Here is a 24,140-nt window from a genome sequence, read left to right on the forward strand (position 1 = left end):
CGAGACGACACTCTACGGAGTGGAAGCTGTTGGTGCCATACTTCCAGGAAAAGCCTCTAAGCTTCAGTTTATACCGAATCGTACCCCAAACCGACACAGGTGGTCAGGTAGAGAATACTAAGGCGCTTGAGAGAACTCGGGTGAAGGAACTAGGCAAAATAGTACCGTAACTTCGGGAGAAGGTACGCTCCTATCTGTGATGAGACTTGCTCTCTAAGCGGACGGGAGTCGCAGTGACCAGGTGGCTGGGACTGTTTATTAAAAACACAGCACTCTGCTAAATCGCGAGATGACGTATAGGGTGTGACACCTGCCCGGTGCCGGAAGGTTAATTGATGGGGTTAGCGTAAGCGAAGCTCTTGATCGAAGCCCCGGTAAACGGCGGCCGTAACTATAACGGTCCTAAGGTAGCGAAATTCCTTGTCGGGTAAGTTCCGACCTGCACGAATGGTGTAACCATGGCCACGCTGTCTCCACCCGAGACTCAGTGAAATTGAAATCGCAGTGAAGATGCTGTGTACCCGCGGCTAGACGGAAAGACCCCGTGAACCTTTACTACAGCTTGGCACTGAACATTGAGCCTACATGTGTAGGATAGGTGGGAGGCTTTGAAGCGGTGACGCCAGTTACCGTGGAGCCATCCTTGAAATACCACCCTTGTATGTTTGATGTTCTAACGTTGGCCCCTGAATCGGGGTTGCGGACAGTGCCTGGTGGGTAGTTTGACTGGGGCGGTCTCCTCCCAAAGAGTAACGGAGGAGCACGAAGGTTGGCTAAGTACGGTCGGACATCGTACGGTTAGTGTAATGGTAGAAGCCAGCTTAACTGCGAGACAGACACGTCGAGCAGGTACGAAAGTAGGTCATAGTGATCCGGTGGTTCTGAATGGAAGGGCCATCGCTCAACGGATAAAAGGTACTCCGGGGATAACAGGCTGATACCGCCCAAGAGTTCATATCGACGGCGGTGTTTGGCACCTCGATGTCGGCTCATCACATCCTGGGGCTGAAGTCGGTCCCAAGGGTATGGCTGTTCGCCATTTAAAGTGGTACGCGAGCTGGGTTTAGAACGTCGTGAGACAGTTCGGTCCCTATCTGCCGTGGGCGTTTGAGAATTGAGAGGGGCTGCTCCTAGTACGAGAGGACCGGAGTGGACGAACCGCTGGTGTTCGGGTTGTGATGCCAATTGCATTGCCCGGTAGCTACGTTCGGAATCGATAACCGCTGAAAGCATCTAAGCGGGAAGCGAGCCTCGAGATGAGTTCTCACTTGGAGTTTAACTCCACTGAAGGGCCGTTGAAGACTACAACGTTGATAGGCAGGGTGTGGAAGCGCTGTGAGGCGTTAAGCTAACCTGTACTAATTACCCGTGAGGCTTAACCATACAACGCCAAAATGGTGTGAGACTGTTAAGTTAGAAGTTAGAAATTAAAAACTAAAGTAGACATATTACTTATAAAGCTTTCCGAATTTAACTGGGACAATATTTTTATCAATTACATCCATGTAATTGACCCTAACGGGCCGCACTAAAGTGCGTTAAAAATTGTTCCGGACAATTTTTTCCTGACGAAAATAGCGTTTTGGAACCACCTGACCCCATGCCGAACTCAGAAGTGAAACGAAACAGCGTCGATGATAGTGTGGGTTCGCCCATGTGAAAGTAGAACATCGTCAGGGCCTTATTAAACGAAGAACCCAGCCTAGTGCTGGGTTTTTTCATTTTAAGACGTGATGTTCTACTTGAACAGGTGACAAAAATGTCGGGAACATTTTTATTCACCACGTCCTTGTGGTTCACCCGCAGGGCTGACTAGCGTCATTCAGATTTGTTCCAACAAATCTACGTGAACGCCGAAGGCGGCCCGAAGGGCGGAGGGCAGGATAGCCCGGAGTAAAGTAGGTCATCACCAGGCTCCTATTTAAATAAACCCGTTGCAGCAATGCAGCGGGTTTTTTGCGTTTTTAGGCCGACAATGTGGTACGTCATTGTGGCATGTATTTGCACCTTGTCGGGGTTATCGACAATGTGCTCCTGCATTGTTCTACTACCGCCATCCATGGCGGCAAACCCTGACCTACAAGGGGGTTACCGGCAATATGATCCTGCGTTGTTTAATGTTGGCCTAAAGGCCAATCTACAAGATTATTTGAGAAGTTGCTGAATGAAGTTTTTGATCAGCTGCTGGTACTGTTTTTTACTCAGTGCTACAGGCTTGGCATCCGCGCTGTTAAATATGAGCCCAAGAATCACTTCTTGAGTTTCATTAGGCGCAGCAGCAAGTGATGACCAGTTTGATTGAAGATAGCGCCGCAGGGCGCCATAGGCTTGTGCTAGCGGGATCTGACCTAGGGTAAAGCGCATTAGGGTATGATGATCGGCTTGACTGGGTTCGGCCTTGGGGCATTCGCATAATAGTTTCAGTAACAGACTACTATCCAAATCGGCAAAATAATGCGCTATTAGGTGTGGCATATCTTTCTGCCAGGCCTTGATGACAGGTGACAAGAGTGCAGCGCCTTGTGCCGTGAGTCCTTTCGCCATTAAAGCGCTGTATTCACCGCTGACATGATCCCGCTTAATGCCCAGCTTAATGGTGCTGAGATCAAGACGTTGCCAAAACTCCAGTAGGCTGGCATGGGCGCCAAAGCTGGTGCCAAGTATGGCAACCTTGTGTTGTGTGAGATCGTCACAGATATAGTCCATTAACGCGCTACCAATCCCTTGGTGATGCAATTGTGGATGCACGGCAATGCGCACTATACGCGCGCAGGATAGCTGCGCTAATTGTGACTCACCGCCTAGCTGAGCCAGGCTTTGAGCGAGTAAGTGGCCCTGCGGGCGACGTTCACCACTGACAACCTGGGCCGCCATCTTTTCATCGAAGCGACCTTCCAAGGTAATAACGGCCACGGCGACCAGTTGCTTGCCTTTTCGGCTCAGGTAAATACGCTGTCCCGGCGCATCCAGCAATTGCCGGAAGTCATTGGCCGAGGTTTGATAATGGGCCAGCACCAGTAAAGCAAATACCTGCTTTAGCAGCTCCGGCTGTGCGCGTAGCTGAGCCACATCGATAGAAGTGTGAGTTAATACTTGTTCGCAGGGCTGAAGTTCCTTACTCGCGGCATCAAGCACCAGTAATTTGTTGATCCCCTGTTCCAGGGGATCGCCCGAGGCGAAGCGAAACGGCTCGTTTAAAACGCGCTCGCTAAAATTAGGGTAGTGCCTCTGTAAATAGGCTTTAAAGCGTAGGGTGTAACCCCGGCCACTGCCTTCGTAACCGACCAAGGTGCTGGCTAAGACTACGCGTGGATAGATAGCCAACAGCCGCTTAAGAATATGTATCGGCAGGGTGGCCGCTTCATCGACAAAGAGTAGATCACAACTGGGCTGCTCGTGCAGTACGCGATCAGGCGGCATATATTCCACATTACCTAGACTCAGCTCTGTTTCCTTGGCTTCAGGAAGAGATGCTGTTTGGCTCAGGTGTTTAAACACGCTAGTTACCGCTCTACGCTGAACGGCACATAAAATGATGCGTTTATCGCTCAGCTGACCGGCGGCTATACCTAGTGCGGCAGACTTGCCACGACCTCGGTCGGCGCTGATCAATAAAGGACGATGAGCCCGACCCATGGCGGTTTTAATGATTTGCGTTACCACCTCTTGCTGCTCACTGGTATTCGGTTGAGCATTAGTGAAAGGTGTGTCGGCGACCAAGTTAATGCTATTCGCGTTAGCCTCGGATTGCTTGATGCTAAAAAAGTCGGTTTCTACTAGTTGCTGTTCTAACCAGGCCCAAAAATGACTTTGTGTTGGTGTGGAGTAACCGTAAGAAACTAGCTTATCCATGCCCGGGTCGATAAATGTACTGGTATCTTCTGGCAGCATAAGCACCAGCAAGCCCCCGGCTTGCACCGTGCCCGCCAGTGCTGCGAGTTTGTCGGCATAAAAGCCGCTGTAACAGTCGTAAGCGCCGTGGGCATGTTCTTGCCCCAGGATCTGGTGCAGATGATACGGCCACTGGGCATGGTCAAGCTGTTCATTATTGCTGAGCACATACCAAGGATCGGTTGTAAGCCGTTGTAGCGCCTGCAATTGCTCGTAGCACCATTGTCGTTCGCCACGCAATAACAGCGCCTGGCGCCATCGCTGGCGCTTTAATTGGGTGAGTAAGCTAGTTACTTCAGAGTGCTTGCAAGCGAGCATAGGCGGTGACCAACCATTTACTGCCAACGTCATCAAAGTTTACCTGCACCCGTGATTGGGCCCCGGCACCTTCATAATTCAACACCGTACCCTCACCAAACTTGGCATGAAGTACGCGTTGGCCGAGATTAAAGCCGCTATCGGCAAAGGCTGCTTGTGTCAGCGATGGGCTAAAACGGCTCGACTGTTGCGGCGCGGTGACCTTGGTTCTAACGCGAATTTCTTCGATGCAGTCATCGGGCAGTTCACGTAAAAAACGCGACGGGCTGTGATATTTTTCCTGGCCATAGAGGCGACGGGCTTCCGCATGCGTGATGTAGAGCTTATCCATGGCGCGGGTCATGCCTACATAACAAAGGCGACGCTCTTCTTCCAAGCGACCGCTTTCCTCCTGGCTTTGTTGCGATGGGAACATGCCCTCTTCAACGCCAGCCATAAACACAAGTGGAAACTCCAGGCCTTTTGCCGAGTGCAATGTCATCATCTGCACCGCATCTTCATGTTCTTCGGCCTGACCCTCTCCTGACTCTAGTGAAGTGTAGGCCAGGAAGCCTTGCAGTGGCGATGAAAACTCTTCGTCCACCGGTAATTCGTATTGTTCGCAGGCGTTGATTAATTCTTCCAGGTTTTCTACGCGGGCGCGGCCTTTTTCACCTTTTTCTGCCTGATACATGGCCATAAGGCCGGTATTTTCAATGGCATATTTGGCTTGCTCCGCCAAGGTGAGATCGCCGATACGGGCTTCGATACCATCGACCAGCTCTAAGAAGCGGGTTACCGCGGTGGCGGCACGGCCCGACAAATGTTGTTGTTCTATGATGGCCTTGGCGGCATACCAAAGCGGCAGTGATTCGGCGCGGGCGCAGTCACGAATATGGCTGAGGGTTTTGTCGCCTATGCCGCGTGTTGGTGTATTGATCACGCGCTCAAAGGCGGCGTCGTCTTGGCGATTACTGACCAGACGCAAATAACACAGGGCGTCTTTGATTTCCTGGCGTTCGAAGAAGCGCATACCGCCATAAATACGGTACTTCATACCTTCTTGTAGCAGGGCTTCTTCCAACACCCGCGATTGCGCGTTGTTACGATATAAGATGGCGCTGTCGCTGAGGGCATTACCCGCTTGCAGCCAGGTTTTTATTTTGCCAACGATAAAACGGGCTTCATCCAGCTCATTAAAGGCGGCATAGATGGAAATAGGCTCACCCTGGTTACCATCGGTCCACAGGCTCTTACCCATGCGCTCGGAGTTGTTCTCAATCAGCGTATTGGCCGCTTTTAGGATGGTCGCAGTGGAGCGGTAGTTTTGTTCCAGGCGAATAGTTTCGGCGTCAAAGTCATCTAAAAAGCGTTTGATGTTTTCGATACGCGCCCCACGCCAACCATAAATGCTCTGGTCATCATCGCCAACTATCATCATGGAATTGGTATCACCGGCGATCAGTGCCAGCCAGCGGTATTGAATGGTGTTGGTATCCTGGAACTCGTCCACCAGAATATGGGCAAAGCGCTGCTGATAGTGACGCAATAGCGTAGGTTGTTGCTGCAGCACCTCGTAGCAGCGCAGCAGGATCTCGGCAAAGTCGACTAATCCGGCGCGGTCACAAGCCTCTTGATAGGCGCTGTAGACTCGCTGTAAAAGTTGTTCATTGACGTCATAGGCTTGAATGTCGCCCGGGCGCAGGCCTTCATCTTTTTTGGCGCTGATATACCAGGCGATATGCTTTGCCGGCCATTTCTTTTCATCTATATTCATGGCCTTAAGCAAACGGCGTATCATACGTTGCTGATCATCGCTGTCGAGAATTTGGAAAGACTCAGGCAATTTGGCTTCACGGTGGTGAGCACGCAAGATACGATGGGCTAAACCGTGGAAGGTGCCAATCCACATGCCACCAGCGGAACCTTCGATGGTTTGTTCGACCCGAGCGCGCATTTCTTTGGCCGCCTTGTTGGTAAAGGTCACCGCAAAAACGCTATAGGGTGAGGCGTTTTCTACCTGCATTAACCAGGCGATACGATGGACCAACACCCGGGTTTTACCTGAGCCTGCACCGGCGAGAACCAGCATATTTTGCAAGGGTGCTGCTACCGCCTCTCGTTGATTATCGTTCAAGCCATCAAGTAATTCAGATACATCCATCGCCACATCCACCTATTGTTAGTTTGGCAAGTATAACAAGAGTTGTGCTTTGGCTAAATAGAATACTGTTTTTATAAACAGGTATGCACCCAGCAAGCAATTTACCGCTAACTGCTTGTACTCATATTAGTTACCATAGGCACCATGGGTACTTTGGAAGTTAGATAATGAGACAGTACGAAATTGTCAGTGACACGAGTGAACAGCTAAGTGATTGGCTTAAAGATCAGGTGGTTGCTTTTAACAAGTCACATTGGCCCGTACAAAGGCAAAATCTCGGTTTTAGAGTCGATAATGAGCTGGGTGAAGCGGTTGCGGGAATAGCGGGTCGATGCTTCGGCAACTGGTTACTTATCGATTGGCTATGGGTCAACCCAGAGGAAAGAGGGCAAGGCTATGCTAACGATTTGCTTTATAAGCTTGAGCAGGCAGCCAAGGACTTGGGGGCAATAAAAGCTGTGCTCGATACTTTGGAGTTCCAAGCTCCCGACTTTTATCGCCGTCATGGCTACGAAGAAGTATTCGCCTTGGCGGACTACCCCCTGGATGGGCGTCGCAGTTATATGGTTAAAGCACTTTAAGTTGTATTTAACCTAACTGTGTCAATGCCATAATGTCGTCAATTTCACAGCAAGGCAGGCCCTTGTAGGCATATTGAATGCCTTGATTATTGAGCCAAATGCTGCGACATCCGGCATTGTTTGCACCTTGTACATCCGTGTCCAGGCTATCACCGATATGAATAATTTCCTGGTTGGCAACGCCAAGGCGCTCGGCGGCATGATCGAACAGATCCCGATGAGGCTTGGACTTGCCATCGGGCCCGGCCATCAAGACTAACTCGAACTGATCTTTGAGGTTGAATTTGGAGACATCGACATTGCCGTTGGTAATGGCTATCAGCCGATATTTACGTTTAAGCGATTCCAACAGGGCTAATACCTCATCGCTGACGGTGATCTTGCTGCGTGCTTCGGCAAAGCGTTGATAAGCATTATCGGCGTGATGTTGCTCTAAGCCAATCTTGCTCACAGCATAAGTGAGCGCTTGCTTACGTATTTGCGTAACATCATGAACCAGTGCAGGATCGCGGGCAATTACCGTGCGACGACAATCTAGCCAAAAGTTATTCCCTTGCTCTTGCCAGCCCGGCAGAGTGAGCAAATAATCCTGCTGAGCCTGCAACGCCGCTTTGATGATGGGGTGGTTATTATACAGGGTGTCATCTAGGTCAAAGCTGAGGACTTTGGCGGGCGCTAAAGCTCGATTAAATCGCATCATGGTGGGCCTTAATTCTGTTTTTTGGCTCTTGGGTGAGTATTATCATACACCTTGGCCAGGTGTTGAAAGTCTAAATGGGTATAAACCTGGGTGGCCGATAAACTGCTGTGGCCCAGTAATTCCTGCACCGCGCGCAGATCGCCGCTCGACTGCAAGACATGAGAGGCAAAGGAGTGGCGCAGTTTGTGGGGATGAACCTGGGCGCTCAGGCCTTGCTTGACGCCCCATTCACGCATACGCTCGCGTACATGGCGCACCGAAATACGGGTTTTCCGTTTTGATAAAAATAGGGCATCGGGATCGGCGCCGATAAAGGCACCGCGCACCTTAAGCCAGGCGTTAAGTGCGGCAATTGCCTTCGAGCCCACAGGTACCAGGCGCTCTTTATTGCCCTTACCGAGAACGCGGATTTCACCGTTGCGCAAATCTATATCCTTGCAGTTGCTATTGACCAGCTCGCTGATCCGCAGTCCACATGAGTACATTAACTCCATCATCGCCTTATCGCGAATGGCGAGTGGATCATCATCGTCTATCTCAAGGAGTTGATGCATCTGCTCAACATCCAGATTACGGGGCAGCGGCTTATCAAACTTGGGGCCTTTTACAAACTGGGCCGGATTATCCAGATGCGGATTATAGGCGCGTAAAAAGCGAAAAAAGGCACGCAGGCAACTGAGTTTGAGGTTAACGGTGCGAGCACCTAAGCCCTTGGCGCGCAACGACATGGCATAACGGCGAATATCGTCGCCGTTAATGGCCAACCAGCCATCCCGGTCATCATAAAAAAAGCGGGCTACCTCTAGCAGTTGCCGCTGATATTGATCCAGGGTGTGGGTGGAGTATTGTTTTTCATAGCGCAGATAATGTTGATAGTCGCTCACGGGCGAGCGCCAGGCATCTGTCATCACGGCAAAGGTGAGCGCCTGTGACTCGCTCATGATAAGGCGGTTAAGCGTTCTTGCAGAGCTTTAACAAACTCGAAGATAAACAAACTGTCCTGAGCTGGCTCAAAGTGCAGTTCATCTTCGCTGGCAAAGGCCAAAATAGCCAGGGGCGCTTGCAGCTCGCCAATAAGATAGAGAGCGGAACTTTTACTTTGGCCGTTAAAGATCTGCGCCTGCTCCTGCTCCGATAAACGGCCAAGGTAGTGATTGTTAGTTTGCAGGCGTTTATCCAGCAGGGGTTGCAGCTCGTCAGTGAACTTAATTAGTTTGCACTCGCTGATTTGCAATTGTTCGCAGATCAGGGTTTCTAGCCCCGTTGCCAACTCGACAAACTCGGCATCCCGCATTAACTGGCGATGGCAGGCACTAAACACCTGGAAGACCTTTTCATTTTGCTTGGCTCGCGCCACCAACTGCTGAAATTGTTGTTGCAAGGCGCGGTTTTGTTCGCGCAATACTTGTTGCTGGCGCAACTGCAAAGAGGCAACACTTTCCTGGGGAGCACCAAAGTTCATCAGTGCAAACACCTCGGGATGCTGTAAAAAGAAGTCCGGATTGAGTTTGAGATACTCGGCGATCTGCTCTTTGCTTAGTTCACTCATAGGGCTATTTGTCCATCAAATACATGCTCGGCGGGGCCCGTCATCTTGACCGCGTGACCTTCGCCCTGCCAACGGATCTGTAGGCTACCGCCAGGCAAATCAACTTTGACATTATTGCCTAGCTTATTCTGTAGCTGTCCAACTACGGCGGCGGCACAGGCGCCACTGCCACAGGCCAGGGTTTCACCAGCACCACGCTCCCACACCCGCAGCTTAATATGGCTTTCATCTATCACCTGCATAAAGCCAACATTGGCCTTTTTCGGGAAGCGTTCATGCTCTTCCACTAAAGGCCCCAAGGTATGCACCTCGGCGGTGTCGATATCGTCAACCTCGATCACGCAATGGGGGTTGCCCATGGATGCGGCACCGACAAACAGGGTTTGTTCTTGCTGGCGCAGGATATAGGTGAGTTCACGTTTACTGGCTTTAAGGGGAATTTCTTTGGGCTCGAGCATGGGTTGTCCCATGTTCACCGTGACTTGACCGTCTTTTTCTATATATAAGACTATGTTGCCACCCTTGGTGGATACGGCAATCTTATGCTTGTTGGTGAGGCCCTTCATACGCACAAAGCGGGCAAAGCAGCGAGCGCCGTTACCGCATTGTTCCACTTCGCTGCCATCGGCATTGAAAATACGGTAATGGAAGTCTAAATCCGGTGAATAGGGCGCCTCGACCATTAACAATTGGTCGAAGCCAACGCCAAAGTTACGATCAGCCAGTCGCTTGATTTGGTCGCGGGAAAGAAAAATGTTCTGGGTCACGTTATCGACGACCATAAAATCATTTCCCAGCCCGTGCATCTTGGAGAAGTTAACTAACATAACGCTCTTACATCATCCCTCTATGCCATCACTATGCCTGCAAAACGCAGCCAACTCTAGGTTTATTGCTGCTGTTGCGGGTCGCTGGCCTGCACTTGCGCCTCGGCCTCTTGCTCTTGCACGGAGGCGGGCTGCTGAATTTCTGGTTGTTCTTGTGGCAGGTATAAGGGTCCACTTTGACCACAGGCGCTTAGTAGCGTTAAGCTGACGGCTACAACAAGGTGAGGCAATCGGTGACTGTTATACATAGTGATTCGATAGATAATTAATATGACTCGTTTTATAATCGCAGAGTAACAGAAAATACCGAAAATGTAGTCGTTGCTGTTGAATTATTTCCCCTTCACAACGTCACCGCCAGTACAGGAGCGCAAGCCAAATGAGTGAAACCACCATGACCGACACCCAGTATCATCAACTGGCCGATGCATTGATGTTGACCATAGAAGATCAGATCGACGATTTAGATGCGGATTTAGACTATGAGTCGGCGGAGGGGATATTGGAAATCATCTTCCCGGACCGCAGTAAGATAGTGATCAATAAGCAGGCGCCACTGCATCAGGTGTGGGTTGCTACTAAATTTAATGGCCATCACTTTGAATTACATGGCGAGCAATGGATAGATAATCGTTCCGGCGCCGAGTTCTGGCAGTTTATGTGTGATGCGGCCACCAAGCAGGCGGGTGTTGAGATACGCTGGGAGCATGATTAAGTGAGTCAATTCGACGGTGCCAGCTACTTTAATAGCCCAGCTCATAAAGCGACTGTGATCTGGTTGCACGGCTTAGGAGATTCAGGTGATGGTTTCGCCCCCGTGGCACCTCATTTGGCTCTGCCCGAAGAGCTTGGGGTGAAATTCTTATTTCCACACGCGCCGGTTCAGGCCGTGACCATTAACGGCGGCATGGAAATGCGCGCCTGGTACGATATTAAATCCCTTGATCTGGATAAACGTGCTGATGCTCAAGGTGTGCAACAATCGGCACAGCGTATTAGCGACTTAATCGATGAGCAAATCGCTGCTGGGATATCGGCAGACAAGATTATTCTTGCTGGCTTTTCGCAAGGTGGCGTGATTGCCTTGCACTTGGCGCCGCGTTATCAGCATAAGCTGGCCGGAGTCATGGCGCTATCGACCTATATGTCGCAGCCGGAGTTACTGGCCGAGCAGGCGATACATAAAGATCTCAATATTTTTATGGCCCATGGTGAGTTTGATAATGTGGTGCCATTAGCGGCTGGCAAGCAGGCCTATGAGTGTTTGCAGGAGCAAGGAATGGCGGTGTCCTGGCAAACCTATGCCATGGCGCACCAGGTCTGTGAGCAAGAGCTTGAGGCCATTCGACAATGGCTTGTAGAGCGACTAAGTTAATAGAGATCTAGGAACAGCGCATGGGACAAAAAATCGTGATAACGGCGAATATGAATACTAATACACCGCGCATTGCCCGCAAGGATGTGGTTTATCAGTGGCATTGGCATCGCATTGGCACAGTCGCTGGAGTAGGCGCCTTGGCTATAGGCGCACTTTGGTATGCTGCTTTTACTCCAGCTAATGCCGAACAAAGCAGGGCCTCTGAGGCCGAATTAGCTACAAGCCAAATAGTCGCAGAGCCAGTCGTTAGCAGCGAAAATTCAGCTGATGAACAGCCTGTGGTTGCAGAGCCAGAGATATTAGTTGAAGCCCAGGCGCAAAATGATGCCGAGCCGACTGAGCTGGTGGCCGTTGAAGTGAACCAGACTCAAGAGCTGAGCGCAGAGCCAGTCGAGCCTGTTATAGCCGAGCCCATCCCAGCTGAGCCTATTCAGAGCGAACCAGCTGAGGTTGAACCCAGTGTAGTTGCCGCCGACTTTAATGTTGAAGCCAAGGTTGCCAGCCTGGCTCAGGGCAGCAAAATAGACACCGACAAGGTGAGCCGAGCCGTATTAACCACGCAAGTGCAAGATCGTGAGCCGGTCAGTGCGCTGGGTCGTGAGATTAATATGGGTGACTTTGATGACAGTCTGGTATTTTTCACTGAGCTGCAAGGTCTGCAAGGGCAAAAAGTCAGCCATATTTGGTATTTTGAAGAGCAGCAGATGGCACGGGTCGAACTCGGCGTACACGCGGCTCGTTATCGCACCTTTTCATCTAAACATATTATGCCCAGCCAAGTTGGTTTGTGGCGTGTAGAATTACGAGATAACAATAATAAGTTATTGGCAACAAGAGAGTTTCGCTTAACTGCCAAGCCTTAACTTTGAATTAGGAATTACATGACAACTGCAACTCAACGAGTGCGAATTGCCACTCGTAAAAGTGCCCTAGCTTTGTGGCAAGCCGAATTTGTAAAGGCTGAATTAGAGCGCCATCATGCAAATATTGAAGTCGAACTGGTGACCATGACCACTAAGGGCGACATTATTCTCGATACCCCTTTGGCTAAAGTTGGCGGTAAGGGTTTGTTTGTAAAAGAATTAGAGCAAGCCATGCTGGAAGACCGTGCCGATATAGCTGTGCATTCCATGAAGGATGTGCCGGTGGACTTTCCTCCCGGGCTGGAGCTGCACACCATTTGTGAGCGCGAAGACCCGCGTGATGCTTTTGTTTCTAACCTTTACGCCGATATCGACAGCCTACCTGAAGGTGCCGTAGTGGGTACATCAAGCTTGCGCCGTCAGTGCCAGCTTAAAGAGCGTCGCCCCGATCTCGATATTCGCGATCTGCGCGGTAACGTAAATACCCGCTTGGCGAAACTGGACGAAGGCCAGTACGATGCCATTATCCTCGCCGCTGCCGGTCTGATCCGTTTAGAAATGAGCGATCGTATCCGCAGCTTTATCAGTGCTGAAGAATCATTGCCGGCCAATGGTCAGGGGGCCGTGGGGATTGAGTGTCGCAGCGATGATGAGCAAATTAAAGCTCTGCTGGCGCCGCTGGAGCATACGCCAACCCGTATTCGCGTTGATGCCGAGCGTGCCATGAACCGCCGTTTACAAGGTGGTTGTCAGGTGCCAATCGGTGCCTATGCCGTAATTGAAGATGAGCAGGTATATCTGCGTGGCTTAGTGGGTTCGCTGGATGGCAAGCGTATTTTACGGGCCGAGGCCAAGGGGCCTGTTGGTGAAGCGCAGCAACTAGGTGTAAGCCTGGCGGAAGAACTTTTGGCTCAAGGTGCCGATGTGATTCTGGCCGAGGTTTACGGCGAAATAAAATAAAACTGGACGAGAACGAAGGCACAGGCAATGGCACATATTGTTGTAACTCGGCCCCAGGGTAAGGGGCAGGAACTGGCGGATTTACTTGTTAGACAAGGGCATAAGGTGACTCAATGCCCGGTGTTGAATATCGAGTATCTGACCAGTGATGAACAAGAGTTGGCGACCTTGGATGAAGCCGATATTGCCGTTTTCGTTTCTCAGGATGCGGTTATAGGCTTGCATCAACAACGCCCCAGTTTACCCGCCAGCGTGCAATGTGTAGCCGTGGGTGAAGCCACCGCCGAGGCTTTAGAGAGTTATTTTAAATGCCGCGCCCTGGTGCCGGAGACTCATGATTCAGAAGGCATGATTGCCTTGCCCGAGCTGCAGCAGGTAGAAGGGAAAAATGTGGTGCTGGTTAAGGGCCGAGGCGGGCGCACCTTGCTTGCCAAAACCCTGAAACAACGCGGTGCCTTTATCAATCCGCTGGTGGTGTATCAGCGCCTGGCGGCGCAGCCGAGCAGTGATGCCTGGTTGCAGCAATGGCAGCAAGACCAGGTTGATGCCCTGGTCGTAACCAGTAACAGCAGTGTTGATGCCATATTTGCCAGCCAAGATCCGCAGTTATTACAGTGGCTTAAATCGCGACATTTCTATATTGTTAGTGCTAGAACAGAGGCGTACTTGGAACAACAGGGTGTCGCCACAGACCATATTAGTATTGCCGCGGGGGTGACTAACCAGGCCATCGCCGCGTGTATCGACAGTGAGCAGGAAATCAATATGAGCGAGCAGCCCGAAAAGCCAGAGCCGGAATTAGCGCCTTCTAATACCTCGGCGGCCACAGCAAAAGCGCCTGAGCCCAAAGTGCAATCGGACAGAGCGACAGCTAAACAGAGACAACGCATGAGTAAGGTCGGCTTATTGGCTTTGTTGATTGCTCTTGGCGGAGCAGCTGGCACAGGTTATTTATACTGGCATCAGTATCAGCAGCAAAGCAGTGCGGCCGAGCAGGAAAATACAGCGCTGGCGCAAATGCAACAGCAGGTGCAGCAGCTGCAAGATGCCAATCAGGCGCTGGCTGAGCAAATTAAGGCTTTAAGCAATACGCAACAAACTCAGCGGCAGCAAAATCAGCAATGGCAGCAGAATTTTAATGACGACATCAGTCGCCAGATAATTGCCAATCAACGCTCTATGATCACTCATGTTGAGCAAAGCATTGCTGCAGCAAAAGATAATACCCAGCCGCCATTGGATATGAACGAATTACGTCGTTTGGTGGCGCTGGCGGATTTTAAAATTTGGTCTGAAAGTAACTATGCCGGTGCCGCTGCCGTGCTTGAGCGTGCCGATGCGCTACTGGCCAGCTATCCGGGTAATGCTCAGTTAAGGCGAGCCATTCACAGTGATTTGCAAACCTTGGCCAGCATCGAGTTGGCGGATGTGCAAGCCACTGTGCTGACCTTACATGGTTTAGGGCAACAGGTTGATAAACTGGCCTTTAATATGGTCGACCTGGCCGAGGAAGCGGTAGCAGCGGATAAGCAAGAGCTTTCAGACAATGTTTCCGACTGGCGTACCAATTTGGGGCGCTCCTGGGACAAGCTGGTGGATGATTTTATCAAGGTGCGTAAGCGCGAGGCGGCCATTGAGCCCCTGCTGGACAATGAGCAACAGCGCCTAATCAAGCAGCGTCTGCACTTTAATCTTGATCAGGCGGGCTTTGCTGCCACTCACCAGTATGTTGATCTCTACAGGCAGTCATTACAAAGCTCAGCGGATCTGATCACCCGTTACTTTGATTTATCACAGCCGCAAACCAGCCAGTTTTTGAGTCAGCTGAAACAGTTAAGGCTGCAACAGCTAGCACCAGCACAGCCGATCAACCTGGCCACAGTTAACGCCTTAAAGGAGTCTTAGCATGTTGAGACTGCTTATAATTTTCGGCCTTATTGCCTTGGTGGCCGCAGTGGCCCCCTGGTTGATAGATGAAAAGGGCTATGTGCTGATTGCCTTTGGTCAGTGGACGGTTGAAGGCAGCATAGTCAGTTTTGTGATCCTCACTCTGTTAACTCTATTTGGTGGTTACTTGCTGTTTTGTCTGTTGCGTTATGTGATCAACAGTTATCGCAATGTGCGTCATGGTTTCTTTGCCCGCAGCAAGGAGCGTAAACAGGCGGTACTGGAGCAGGCGTTATGGGCATTGATCAACGACGATATGCAGCAATTGCAGCACACCCTCAGCAAGGGCAGTGTTGACGAAAAATGGCGTGACTTCTCTTTGGCTATGCAGGCTAAAGCGCGGTTGCAACAAGGGGAGCGGGACTTTGCCCTGAACCTTTTGGATGAGCTGTCGGATAAGAATCGCAGTGAGCCGGTCAATCTCTGGCTGGCGGCGCACAGCGAAGCCGAGGTGTTAGCCACACTACGTAGCCAATGTGCCAGTAAAAAAGCCACGGCGCATCAGTTAAAACTTTACGCTAATGTGCTGTTAAAGCTGCATAAGTTCAATGAGTTTGCCCAGCTAGCCCCGCGTTTAATCAAGGCGCAAAGCTTTGATGAAAATGAGTGGGATTGGGCCCTGCGCGCATATTTCGATAGCGACTCGGTCACCACCTTGCAAAAGCGCAATGGTGATTTGCCTAAAGCGCTACGCAGCGGCGGTCATACTCATTATTTGCGTGCCATGGTGCGTGTCGGAGAAATTGCCGCAGTACAAGGGGAGCTGAAAAAGCTGCTCAAGCGTAATGAATACTCGCAGCTCTTGTCTGTGCTCAGCGAGATTGAATATGGCCAGGTAGAAGAATTACAAAAAGCCCTGCAGGCCGAGCTGAAAAAGCAGCCCGACGAAACAGAAATGCTGCTATGTCTGGCTTATCTGGCACAAAGTCAGGATGAGCATGAGCTGGCGGCAAGGATCTTCGACAAGGTTCTGGCGCAACAACAAGGCCTGCCGCATCCGCAGCGGGCCATGCAAAGCTATCGTGCCACAGGGCAAGCAGAGAAAGCCTTACTCGTTCTCGACCACAGTCAGCACTAGCGAGGAGGTAATGAAGAACCTATTCAACCTAAGCCTAGTTGTTGCCCTAGGTTACTTTATTACCGGATTTTTAAGTAACACCCTGTTGTCCGTTGAGGGCTATGCCGTGGCTTCCTGGCCACCCTCAGGCATAGCTCTGGCGGCACTGTTGATCGCCGGACGCCGTGCCCTGCTGGGGATTTTCATTGGCGCCCTGCTGACCAATACTCTGCACCTTGAAAGTCTCGCGGGGCTCCTTCATTGGCAGGTGGCTAGTCAGGCCGCCTTAGTCACCTTAGCATCCACCTTTCAGGCCTTTTTAGGCTATTGGCTTATTACCAAGGTGCTGCGCGCGCCGCTGGATCTATCCGATTTAAAATGCAGCATGGTTAGTATCCTGGTCGGCGGCCCCCTGGTCTGTATTATTGCCGCTGCGGTGGGTACCGAGCTGTTGATTTTCAATGGCGTTATCTCGGCATCCGGGCGCTGGGAAAACTTTATCACCTGGTGGATAGGCGACAGTATCGGGGTGATGATTTTTACCCCCTTGTTACTGGTCGGCTTTAACTTTGCAGTGGTGCGTCATCGCCTGCAGGTGGTGGTGCCCTCACTGATCATCTATGCGGTGATAAGCGTTACCTTCTATTTGGCGGCCAATGCCAAGAAAGAGCAAAATCAGCGCTATTATAATTCTCAGGCTCAGGTGATTGTTGAGCAGTTAGGTACTGTATTCACCCGCTTGCGCGCTAATACTCAGATTTTGGCGTCCTTTATGACTCATAGCCAGGAAGTGTCACGGCGAGAGTTTGATGAATTTACCCGTAAGCAAATGGCTTATAACCCGGAGATCAATGCCCTGGTGTGGATGCCCAAGGTGTCACCACAAGATGTGGCGGCCTTGGAGCAGCAAGCCCGCTCTGAAGGCGTGGCGCAATACCGGGTGTTTTCACGTTTTGACCGTCAGACAGAGGCGGATCAATTTCCCGTATATTACGGTCAGTTTTCGTCTCGTCTGAAAAGTGTATTCGGACTGGATATCAGTGCGGAGCCATACTTTCCTGCGCTTTTAACACACTCTGGCCAGTTGTTTGTAACCCCGGCATTTGCACTTGAAAGCAGCCCCGAGGGCGATCTGGGCTTTTTAGTGGTGTCCGAGGTGCTGGACGAGCAGGGGCAAATACGTGGTTATGTGGCTGCTGTGATAAGTCTGCCATTATTAAAGCAATCGGCGCTGGCCAGGCTGGCGTTTGATGGCATAGATGTGGAAGTTTTGGATATCAGCGCCGAGCCCCACCAAGTCATTTTACCGCTGGTCGAGCATGATGAGCTGATTATGAGTCATGATGTGACCACCTCATCAAGGCAGTGGCGTTTGAATATTTATCGTCAGGGCGGGCGCCCCTTATGGTCCGGCTACTGGTATGCCCAGGTGGTGGGCATGTTGTTCGTTTGGTTGCTGACCACCTTTCTAATCGCCATCACCGGCAGCAATATCCGCGTGCGTGACCAGGTGGCCAAGCAAACCAAGGTGTTGCGTGAAGAAAAGGCGAAGGCCGATGCTGCCAACAGCGCCAAATCACAATTTTTGGCCAATATGGGCCATGAGATACGTACACCGATCAACGGCATTAAGGGTTTGCATTATCTTGCCATGCAGCAAGAGGATTGGCACAAGGGGAAGCAGTATGTGGCGCAGGCGGATAACGCCTTGAGCGTATTGTTGCGAGTGCTTAATGACCTGCTCGACTTTTCTAAGATGGAAGCGGGTAAATTAGACTTACACCAGGAGCCCATAGTTATAGATGAACTCTGTGCCGAGTTACAGCAATTGGTCAGGGTAGAGTCCAGTCAGAAGAGCTTGCTGGTCGAATATGAAGTCGAAGCAAATGTGGCACCTGTCTTTTATACCGATATGATCCGCTTAAAGCAGGTATTGCTGAATCTTTTAAATAACGCGGTGAAGTTTACCCAGCAGGGGGTGATTCGCTTAAAGGTAGCAGATGGTCAGGACGAGCTCTGTTTTAGTGTCAGCGATACCGGCATAGGTATGCGCAAAGAGATTCAAAAACAATTATTTAAGCCCTTCTCACAGGCCGATGGCTCGACCTCGCGACGCTTTGGCGGCACCGGGCTGGGCCTGAGTATCTGCCAAAAGCTGGTGAGCTTGATGGGCGGGCGCATCGAGCTGGAAAGTGAAGAAGGCCAGGGCTCCTGCTTTCGCGTTTATCTGCCTAAGCAATCCAGCCTGCCAATGCGTCAGGATATGCCGCCGCAGCGCGGTGAGCAGATACAGATAGACTTAACGGATGTGGCCATCTTGCTGGTGGAAGATAATCCTCTTAATCAGCAGGTGGCCAAAGCCATGCTTGAGGGTAAGGGTGCCAAGCCGGATATCGCTAATGATGGGGTTGAGGCGGTCGCCATGGTCGGCCGTAAGCATTATGATCTGGTGCTGATGGATATACAGATGCCGAATATGGATGGTCTGACAGCCACCCGGGAGATCCGCAATGAGCTGTTGCTCAGTGACTTGCCCATTATCGGCCTGTCCGCCAATGCCCAGGAGCAGGATTTAAAGCTGGCGCAGCACTGTGGCATGAATGACTATGTGGTTAAGCCCATCGAGGCCAATACGCTCTTTAGCAGCATCGCCCGGCAGCTGGCACAACGGGTAGGCAGTCGTTCGTACTAACTTGAATTTATTGTTCATATGCGTATGATGCGCGCAATTTTATCGACACACTTGGGGGTCATGATGATCAATCGCCAACTACCTTTACTCGATCTGCATCGCCATTTAGACGGCAATGTGCGCGCCACTACCATTCTCGAGTTGGGCCGACAGTTTAATATACAGCTCCCAGGTAACGACCTTGAATCCTTGCGCCCCCATGTGCAGGTCGTTGAGATAGCCCCTGATCTGATGGCATTTTTAGAAAAACTCGACTGGGGTGTAAAGGTGTTAGGTGATTACGATGCCTGTCGTCGCATTGCCATAGAAAATGTCGAGGATGCCGTGGCCCAGGGTATAGACTACACCGAGCTGCGCTTTAGTCCTTATTACATGGCGATGAGTCATAACCTGCATCCACAAGGCGTGGTTGAAGCCGTGATCGATGGTATTCACAGCGCCGTACGTGAGCACGACATTAAGGTAAACCTGATCGGCATTATGTCGCGCACCTTCGGACAGCAAAAATGTCAGCAAGAGCTGGAAGCCATTTTGGCCTTTAAAGAGCAAATGGTGGCGGTTGATTTAGCTGGTGACGAGCTGGGCTTTCCCGGCGAGCTGTTTGTTGACCACTTTAAACAGGTGCACAAGGCCGACCTGCGAGCCACAGTGCATGCCGGTGAGGCGCAGGATTCGAGCAGCATCTGGCAGGCGATTCAGGGCTTGGGGGCCGATCGTATCGGCCACGGTGTCAATGCCATACAAGATGCTAAATTAATGGATTATCTGCGTGATAACCGCATCGGTATCGAGTCTTGTCTTACAAGTAACGTACTTACCAGTACGGTTGCCGATATTCACACCCATCCTCTCAAGCGCTTCCTTGAGCACGGCATTTTGGCGTCCATCAATACCGACGATCCTGCGGTGCAGGGCATTGAACTCGACAACGAATATCAAGATGCCGCTTACCAAGCGGGCTTGACGAAGGAAGATATCGAGCTGGCTCAGGCCAATGCGTTAGAAATCGCTTACTTAAGCGATGGCGACAAAGCCGCTTTAAAAGCAAAAGCGGCCGCTCGCGAGGCATAATCAGGCAGCGCTGCAGCTGCGGTAACTTTTTGAGAGCGCTTGTAACACCTGCGAGCGCTCGGCCATGCCAATAACTTTCCCTTGGTCAATAACTGGATAACGTTTGGGTAGATTGTGGTGGCGCATGCGCGCGGCTAAATCAAGTAAAGAGTCGTCGAGCTGGCAGGTAAGCACATCTTGGCTCATCACTTCACGCACCTGGATGCGGCCATTGCAAAAGTAACTGTTGGTGGTCAGCGGCGCCAAGCAGTCTTGCTCCGATAAATAACCCAATAACTTTCCCGAATCATCGATCACCGGAGCACCTATCACCTGATGTTTAAGCAGTAAATCAATCGCTGCGGTGAGCTCAAGATCTGGGCTGATGGATAAAAAGGTTCGCTTAATAATATCTGAGACTTTGATATTGAACATGGTCGCACTCCTGTAGTGGTTGATAGGAGTAGTCTAGGGCTGGTTAGTTGATTGGTAAAAAAAATTAAAACTATTGGAGTGTTCCAAAAAACAGAAAAGAGGCCTGGGCCTCTTTTCAATTAACTAAGCTAAACTCTGCTCAAGCTTACTTGATAAAGGCAAAGGCGTCCGCATACATATGCTCGCGCAAGGCGCCGTGTGCAATAAAGTCATCGCGCACCGCACCTATCATATCGAAACGTCCGGCCATATAAATTGTGTAGGGTTCTAACGACACTATGTCTTTCATCACCGCTTCATGTACTAAGCCGGTGTGGCCATGCCATTCCCCCTGTGGTTGCTCAACAACCGGAATAAAGGTGAAATGCGGGTTACTGGCTGCCCAGGCTTGCATTTCTTCTTTGGCGTACAGGGCATCTTCGTGCTTTACACCCCAGTAGAAAAATACCGGACGCTCGCAGCCAACTTCGGCCAAATGGTCGGCCATCGACTTAACATAAGAGAAGCCGGTTCCCCCTGCCAAAAGCACCAGTGGGCGGTCGCAATCAAGGCGTAGCTGAGATACACCCAGGCCCACTTCCAGCGTTGCCTGAGTGCCATTAGCAAGGTGCTCTTTTAGGTGCTCAAGCGCCTGCATGGCGTAGGAGTCTGCGCCCGAGGCACCAATATGCAGCTCTATTTGATGCTGCTGGCTGGGACGACTGGCGATTGAAAATGCGCGCTTGTCCTTTTCCCCTAATACCAGTTGGCAATAATGACCCGCTTCAAATTGAGCCGCTTCGTTGGGCGTTAAAATAACCTTGTAAACAAATTCCGTGAGTGGCGAAATACTTTGCACGTTCGCTTGTAATGTTTGCATGTTTTACCTTGCTTCTTACTCTTAACTGCTAGCCTACCATAGAAGGCCAATTAACAGGCACTTAGTCTATGCCCAGGGAGTCCCATATTTCATCGACTCTTTGCTTGGTGGCTTCATCCATCACTATGGGCTCGCCCCATTCGCGGTCGGTTTCACCGGGCCATTTGTTGGTTGCATCCATACCCATTTTTGAGCCCAGACCGGAAACCGGCGAGGCAAAATCCAGGTAGTCGATAGGGGTATTTTCTACCAAGGTGGTATCGCGTACCGGGTCCATACGTGTGGTTATGGCCCAGATCACATCATTCCAGTCGCGGGCATTAACGTCATCATCACAGACGATCACAAACTTGGTGTACATAAACTGGCGCAGGAAGGACCACACGCCCATCATTACCCGCTTTGCATGGCCAGGATATTGCTTCTTCATGGTAACTACCGCCATGCGGTAAGAACAGCCTTCCGGTGGCAAGTAGAAGTCAACAATTTCCGGGAACTGCTTTTGCAAAATAGGCACAAATACTTCGTTCAACGCCACGCCTAGAATGGCCGGCTCATCCGGTGGGCGGCCGGTATAGGTGCTGTGGTAAATAGGGTTTTCGCGATGGGTAATATGGGTCACCGTCATCACCGGGAAATCATCCACTTCATTGTAATAGCCGGTGTGGTCGCCATACGGGCCTTCTGGTGCCAGCTCATCTTGAGCTATATAACCTTCAAGCACGATTTCCGCGCTGGCGGGCACTTGTAGATCATTGGAGATGGATTTCACTACTTCGGTTTTACTGCCACGCAACAAACCGGCAAAGGCATATTCGCTTAGGGTATCCGGCACAGGCGTAACCGCGCCTAAAATAGTGGCAGGGTCGGCACCTAGGGCAACGGAAACCGGATAAGGCTCACCCGGGTTTTCCTTACACCATTCTTGAAAGTCTAAGGCACCACCGCGGTGCGATAACCAGCGCATAATAATTTTATTTTTACCCAGCAGCTGCTGGCGATAAATACCGAGATTCTGGCGCTTTTTATAGGGTCCTTTAGTGACCGTCAGGCCCCAGGTAATGAGGGGAGCGGCATCGCCTGGCCAACAATGTTGAATGGGCAGCTTGGTCAGATCGACCTCATCGCCGCTGAGCACTACCTGCTGACAGGGGGCTTTTTTTACTTCCTTGGCGGGCATATTGAGGACTTGTTTAAAGACCGGAATTTGTCCCAGCGCTTCCTTAATGCCTTTAGGTGGCTCGGGCTCTTTTAAGAAGGCGAGTAACTGACCTACTTCGCGCAGTGCCTCGACGTTCTCTTGGCCCATGCCTAAAGCCACGCGCTCTGGCGTACCAAAGAGATTTGCAAGCACCGGGATATCATAGCCGACCGGGTTCTCAAATAGTAAGGCCGGGCCCTTGGCACGCAAGGTGCGATCGGCAATTTCGGTCATTTCCAAATGGGTACTAATGGGCTGGCTGATCCGCTTGAGCTCGCCGCGCTTTTCAAGCAATGCGATAAAGTCTCTTAAGTCTTTGTATTTCATTACGCCTCTGTGAGCCTCGAGAGTTTGCTGCATTATACTTGATGGCGCCGCAAAAGCGATCAATCACTGCGCTGACACTGCCAGGTTTCATCGTTGATCATCAGTATGCTGTTATCGCCCTTGCTCCAGAAGGTCAGTTTTTTATTGCTGTATTTGGCACCGGAGGCAGCGCGTTCGCCATGCAGGGTATAGGTATCTTGGTCTAAAGTCAGGATTGCACTCTCGGCGCCAAAGCGAACGCTGAATGTGGCCCCCGAGTCGCAGCGAAAGTTTATCGCATCGGAGCGCTCTTCGGTTATGGGCAGCTCGCTGCAGGCGCTGAGTATCAGAGCGGCGGGTATTGCCAAAAAAAGCCTCTTAGCCATTGTTTTTCTCCGCAATTGTGGACAACTTCAGTGTAGCGTATTAGCTTAACAAGGCACATATAACACAGCAAAAGGAATGCCCATGGCTGGCGCAAGCTTATTGACTCTACTTGATGACATCACAGCTCTGTTAGACGACATTGCTACCATGAGTAAGGTGGCGACCAAAAAAACCGCCGGGGTGTTGGGGGACGATCTGGCCCTGAATGCGCAGCAGGTTTCGGGAGTTAACGCCGACCGCGAGTTACCCGTGGTCTGGGCCGTGGCCAAAGGCTCCATGCTGAATAAAGCTATTCTGGTGCCGGCGGCGCTGCTTATTAGCGCCTTTGTTCCCTGGCTGATCACCCCCTTGCTGATGCTAGGTGGTTTATTCCTGTGTTTTGAGGGCGCGGAAAAGCTGGCTCACTCCAAGGAAGAGCAGCTGGAGCATCCAGCTCTGGCTGAGCCCCTGACTCCGGAAGCGGAAAAGGAAAAAATTAAGGGAGCGATACGCACAGACTTTATTCTTTCTGCGGAAATTATCGTGATCTCCCTAGGCACGGTTGCTACCGCCAGTTTTATCCATCAGGTGTCTGTGCTGTTGGTAATTGCCGTGGTGATGACTGTGGGTGTATATGGTTTAGTGGCCGGTATAGTGAAATTGGATGATGCTGGTTTATATTTGTTGCAGCGCGGCGTTACTACAAAAAGCGCCATCAGTCGTGCCATGGGACGATTTTTGCTGACCTTGGCGCCCTGGTTGATGAAGGCGCTGGCGGTATTGGGGACTATAGCCATGTTTTTAGTAGGTGGCGGCATCTTGGTGCATGGGATAGCGCCCTTGCATCATCTTATTGGTCACTGGGGTGAGCAGGGCGGTCAATACGGAGGCCTAGTTGAGGCCTTGGTGGTTAATGGCGCCAATGGCATAGTGGGATTGCTGGCTGGATTTGTGGTGGTAATCGCACTGCATTTATTCAAGAAGCTGAAAAATTAATAAATCCTAAAGAAGTCAGCC

General features: G+C 51.0%; 21 protein-coding genes and 2 rRNA genes. 12 read left to right on the forward strand and 11 right to left on the reverse strand.

Translation table 11 applies throughout. The annotated features are described in order from the left end of the window. A 23S ribosomal RNA gene (locus tag WCN91_RS14765) occupies positions 1 to 1,383 on the forward strand; the annotation flags it as partial. Positions 1,384 to 1,564: 181 nt separating this feature from the next. Next, a 5S ribosomal RNA gene (gene rrf, locus WCN91_RS14770) occupies positions 1,565 to 1,679 on the forward strand. Positions 1,680 to 2,145: 466 nt separating this feature from the next. On the opposite strand, the gene WCN91_RS14775 is transcribed toward rrf, so the two are convergent. Both WCN91_RS14775 and uvrD read right to left on the reverse strand, forming a co-directional pair. After that, a complete protein-coding gene (locus WCN91_RS14775; protein WP_342680132.1) occupies positions 2,146 to 4,242 on the reverse strand; it encodes a GNAT family N-acetyltransferase in 2,097 nt (698 codons plus the stop codon). Beyond that, positions 4,187 to 6,352: a DNA helicase II gene (gene uvrD, locus WCN91_RS14780; RefSeq protein WP_342680133.1), complete on the reverse strand. Its 2,166-nt coding sequence runs from the start codon at positions 6,350 to 6,352 to the stop codon at positions 4,187 to 4,189. Before uvrD ends, WCN91_RS14775 begins: the two co-directional genes overlap by 56 nt. A gap of 167 nt (positions 6,353 to 6,519) precedes the next feature. Here uvrD and WCN91_RS14785 point away from each other — a divergent pair, with 167 nt between their 5' ends. Beyond that, complete coding sequence (locus tag WCN91_RS14785) at positions 6,520 to 6,933, forward strand: GNAT family N-acetyltransferase (RefSeq protein ID WP_342680134.1); 414 nt, start codon at positions 6,520 to 6,522, stop codon at positions 6,931 to 6,933. Positions 6,934 to 6,940: 7 nt separating this feature from the next. Here the strand turns inward: WCN91_RS14785 and WCN91_RS14790 are convergent, their stop codons facing one another. The 5 genes from WCN91_RS14790 to lptM all read right to left on the reverse strand — a co-directional run bounded on the left by WCN91_RS14790 (position 6,941) and on the right by lptM (position 10,257). Beyond that, positions 6,941 to 7,633 (reverse strand): HAD-IA family hydrolase, encoded by a 693-nt coding sequence (locus tag WCN91_RS14790; protein ID WP_342680135.1) that lies wholly within the window; start codon positions 7,631 to 7,633, stop codon positions 6,941 to 6,943. An 8-nt stretch (positions 7,634 to 7,641) separates the two neighbouring features. After that, a complete protein-coding gene (gene xerC / locus WCN91_RS14795) occupies positions 7,642 to 8,574 on the reverse strand; it encodes a tyrosine recombinase XerC (protein ID WP_342680136.1) in 933 nt (310 codons plus the stop codon). Continuing rightward, positions 8,571 to 9,182, reverse strand: coding sequence for a DUF484 family protein (locus tag WCN91_RS14800; protein WP_342680137.1), 612 nt, complete (start codon positions 9,180 to 9,182; stop codon positions 8,571 to 8,573). The genes xerC and WCN91_RS14800 overlap by 4 nt, the downstream gene beginning before the upstream one ends. Further along, the gene (dapF, locus tag WCN91_RS14805) at positions 9,179 to 10,009 is read right to left on the reverse strand and encodes a diaminopimelate epimerase (RefSeq protein ID WP_342680138.1); all 831 of its coding nucleotides are present in this window, start codon (positions 10,007 to 10,009) and stop codon (positions 9,179 to 9,181) included. The genes WCN91_RS14800 and dapF overlap by 4 nt, the downstream gene beginning before the upstream one ends. 62 nt (positions 10,010 to 10,071) lie before the next feature. After that, positions 10,072 to 10,257, reverse strand: coding sequence for an LPS translocon maturation chaperone LptM (gene lptM, locus WCN91_RS14810; protein WP_342680139.1), 186 nt, complete (start codon positions 10,255 to 10,257; stop codon positions 10,072 to 10,074). Between the two features lie 146 nt (positions 10,258 to 10,403). Between lptM and cyaY the strand changes: the two genes are divergently transcribed. The 8 genes from cyaY (at position 10,404) to add (ending at position 19,977) form a co-directional block, all read left to right on the forward strand. Then, positions 10,404 to 10,724: an iron donor protein CyaY gene (gene cyaY, locus WCN91_RS14815; RefSeq protein WP_342680157.1), complete on the forward strand. Its 321-nt coding sequence runs from the start codon at positions 10,404 to 10,406 to the stop codon at positions 10,722 to 10,724. Further along, on the forward strand, positions 10,725 to 11,384 hold the full coding sequence (locus WCN91_RS14820; RefSeq protein WP_342680140.1) for an alpha/beta hydrolase: 660 nt from the start codon (positions 10,725 to 10,727) through the stop codon (positions 11,382 to 11,384). A gap of 20 nt (positions 11,385 to 11,404) precedes the next feature. Beyond that, on the forward strand, positions 11,405 to 12,250 hold the full coding sequence (locus WCN91_RS14825) for a DUF2914 domain-containing protein (RefSeq protein ID WP_342680141.1): 846 nt from the start codon (positions 11,405 to 11,407) through the stop codon (positions 12,248 to 12,250). A gap of 18 nt (positions 12,251 to 12,268) precedes the next feature. Next, positions 12,269 to 13,210 (forward strand): hydroxymethylbilane synthase, encoded by a 942-nt coding sequence (gene hemC, locus WCN91_RS14830; RefSeq protein ID WP_342680142.1) that lies wholly within the window; start codon positions 12,269 to 12,271, stop codon positions 13,208 to 13,210. A 27-nt stretch (positions 13,211 to 13,237) separates the two neighbouring features. Then, positions 13,238 to 15,115: a uroporphyrinogen-III C-methyltransferase gene (locus tag WCN91_RS14835; RefSeq protein WP_342680143.1), complete on the forward strand. Its 1,878-nt coding sequence runs from the start codon at positions 13,238 to 13,240 to the stop codon at positions 15,113 to 15,115. 1 nt (position 15,116) lies between these two features. Next, positions 15,117 to 16,235, forward strand: coding sequence for a heme biosynthesis HemY N-terminal domain-containing protein (locus WCN91_RS14840; RefSeq protein WP_342680144.1), 1,119 nt, complete (start codon positions 15,117 to 15,119; stop codon positions 16,233 to 16,235). Positions 16,236 to 16,245: 10 nt separating this feature from the next. After that, on the forward strand, positions 16,246 to 18,906 hold the full coding sequence (locus WCN91_RS14845) for an ATP-binding protein (protein WP_342680145.1): 2,661 nt from the start codon (positions 16,246 to 16,248) through the stop codon (positions 18,904 to 18,906). Between the two features lie 63 nt (positions 18,907 to 18,969). Further along, a complete protein-coding gene (add, locus tag WCN91_RS14850; RefSeq protein WP_342680158.1) occupies positions 18,970 to 19,977 on the forward strand; it encodes an adenosine deaminase in 1,008 nt (335 codons plus the stop codon). On the opposite strand, the gene WCN91_RS14855 is transcribed toward add, so the two are convergent. From WCN91_RS14855 to WCN91_RS14870, 4 genes are all read right to left on the reverse strand, one after another. Beyond that, positions 19,978 to 20,391, reverse strand: a complete 414-nt coding sequence (locus WCN91_RS14855) for a CBS domain-containing protein (protein ID WP_342680146.1) — start codon at positions 20,389 to 20,391, stop codon at positions 19,978 to 19,980. It lies immediately after the preceding gene. Between the two features lie 145 nt (positions 20,392 to 20,536). Continuing rightward, positions 20,537 to 21,250 carry an NAD(P)H-flavin reductase gene (fre, locus tag WCN91_RS14860; RefSeq protein WP_342680147.1) on the reverse strand — a complete coding sequence of 238 codons (714 nt, stop codon included), beginning with the start codon at positions 21,248 to 21,250 and terminating at the stop codon, positions 20,537 to 20,539. 61 nt (positions 21,251 to 21,311) lie between these two features. Beyond that, the gene (gene ubiD / locus WCN91_RS14865) at positions 21,312 to 22,778 is read right to left on the reverse strand and encodes a 4-hydroxy-3-polyprenylbenzoate decarboxylase (RefSeq protein ID WP_342680148.1); all 1,467 of its coding nucleotides are present in this window, start codon (positions 22,776 to 22,778) and stop codon (positions 21,312 to 21,314) included. 59 nt (positions 22,779 to 22,837) lie between these two features. Beyond that, the gene (locus WCN91_RS14870) at positions 22,838 to 23,143 is read right to left on the reverse strand and encodes an MliC family protein (protein ID WP_342680149.1); all 306 of its coding nucleotides are present in this window, start codon (positions 23,141 to 23,143) and stop codon (positions 22,838 to 22,840) included. A gap of 82 nt (positions 23,144 to 23,225) precedes the next feature. On the opposite strand from WCN91_RS14870, the gene WCN91_RS14875 reads away from it, so the two are divergent. Beyond that, positions 23,226 to 24,119 carry a DUF808 domain-containing protein gene (locus WCN91_RS14875; protein WP_342680150.1) on the forward strand — a complete coding sequence of 298 codons (894 nt, stop codon included), beginning with the start codon at positions 23,226 to 23,228 and terminating at the stop codon, positions 24,117 to 24,119. Positions 24,120 to 24,140: the final 21 nt, after the last annotated feature.

Source organism: Pseudoalteromonas qingdaonensis, assembly GCF_038739665.1.
In the GTDB taxonomy this organism is placed as follows: domain Bacteria; phylum Pseudomonadota; class Gammaproteobacteria; order Enterobacterales; family Alteromonadaceae; genus Pseudoalteromonas; species Pseudoalteromonas qingdaonensis.

What these genes read in the sequence shown, in the direction of transcription:
- WCN91_RS14800 (WP_342680137.1), bottom strand. Translation starts at nt 9,182, where the DNA reads ATGAGTGAACTAAGCAAAGAGCAGATCGCCGAGTATCTCAAACTCAAT.
- WCN91_RS14875 (WP_342680150.1), top strand. Translation starts at nt 23,226, where the DNA reads ATGGCTGGCGCAAGCTTATTGACTCTACTTGATGACATCACAGCTCTG.
- ubiD (WP_342680148.1), bottom strand. Translation starts at nt 22,778, where the DNA reads ATGAAATACAAAGACTTAAGAGACTTTATCGCATTGCTTGAAAAGCGC.
- WCN91_RS14845 (WP_342680145.1), top strand. Translation starts at nt 16,246, where the DNA reads ATGAAGAACCTATTCAACCTAAGCCTAGTTGTTGCCCTAGGTTACTTT.
- hemC (WP_342680142.1), top strand. Translation starts at nt 12,269, where the DNA reads ATGACAACTGCAACTCAACGAGTGCGAATTGCCACTCGTAAAAGTGCC.
- dapF (WP_342680138.1), bottom strand. Translation starts at nt 10,009, where the DNA reads ATGTTAGTTAACTTCTCCAAGATGCACGGGCTGGGAAATGATTTTATG.
- WCN91_RS14835 (WP_342680143.1), top strand. Translation starts at nt 13,238, where the DNA reads ATGGCACATATTGTTGTAACTCGGCCCCAGGGTAAGGGGCAGGAACTG.
- WCN91_RS14825 (WP_342680141.1), top strand. Translation starts at nt 11,405, where the DNA reads ATGGGACAAAAAATCGTGATAACGGCGAATATGAATACTAATACACCG.
- WCN91_RS14785 (WP_342680134.1), top strand. Translation starts at nt 6,520, where the DNA reads ATGAGACAGTACGAAATTGTCAGTGACACGAGTGAACAGCTAAGTGAT.
- WCN91_RS14775 (WP_342680132.1), bottom strand. Translation starts at nt 4,242, where the DNA reads ATGACGTTGGCAGTAAATGGTTGGTCACCGCCTATGCTCGCTTGCAAG.
- WCN91_RS14790 (WP_342680135.1), bottom strand. Translation starts at nt 7,633, where the DNA reads ATGATGCGATTTAATCGAGCTTTAGCGCCCGCCAAAGTCCTCAGCTTT.
- lptM (WP_342680139.1), bottom strand. Translation starts at nt 10,257, where the DNA reads ATGTATAACAGTCACCGATTGCCTCACCTTGTTGTAGCCGTCAGCTTA.
- add (WP_342680158.1), top strand. Translation starts at nt 18,970, where the DNA reads ATGATCAATCGCCAACTACCTTTACTCGATCTGCATCGCCATTTAGAC.
- WCN91_RS14870 (WP_342680149.1), bottom strand. Translation starts at nt 23,143, where the DNA reads ATGGCTAAGAGGCTTTTTTTGGCAATACCCGCCGCTCTGATACTCAGC.
- xerC (WP_342680136.1), bottom strand. Translation starts at nt 8,574, where the DNA reads ATGAGCGAGTCACAGGCGCTCACCTTTGCCGTGATGACAGATGCCTGG.
- cyaY (WP_342680157.1), top strand. Translation starts at nt 10,404, where the DNA reads ATGACCGACACCCAGTATCATCAACTGGCCGATGCATTGATGTTGACC.
- WCN91_RS14840 (WP_342680144.1), top strand. Translation starts at nt 15,117, where the DNA reads ATGTTGAGACTGCTTATAATTTTCGGCCTTATTGCCTTGGTGGCCGCA.
- WCN91_RS14855 (WP_342680146.1), bottom strand. Translation starts at nt 20,391, where the DNA reads ATGTTCAATATCAAAGTCTCAGATATTATTAAGCGAACCTTTTTATCC.
- uvrD (WP_342680133.1), bottom strand. Translation starts at nt 6,352, where the DNA reads ATGGATGTATCTGAATTACTTGATGGCTTGAACGATAATCAACGAGAG.
- fre (WP_342680147.1), bottom strand. Translation starts at nt 21,250, where the DNA reads ATGCAAACATTACAAGCGAACGTGCAAAGTATTTCGCCACTCACGGAA.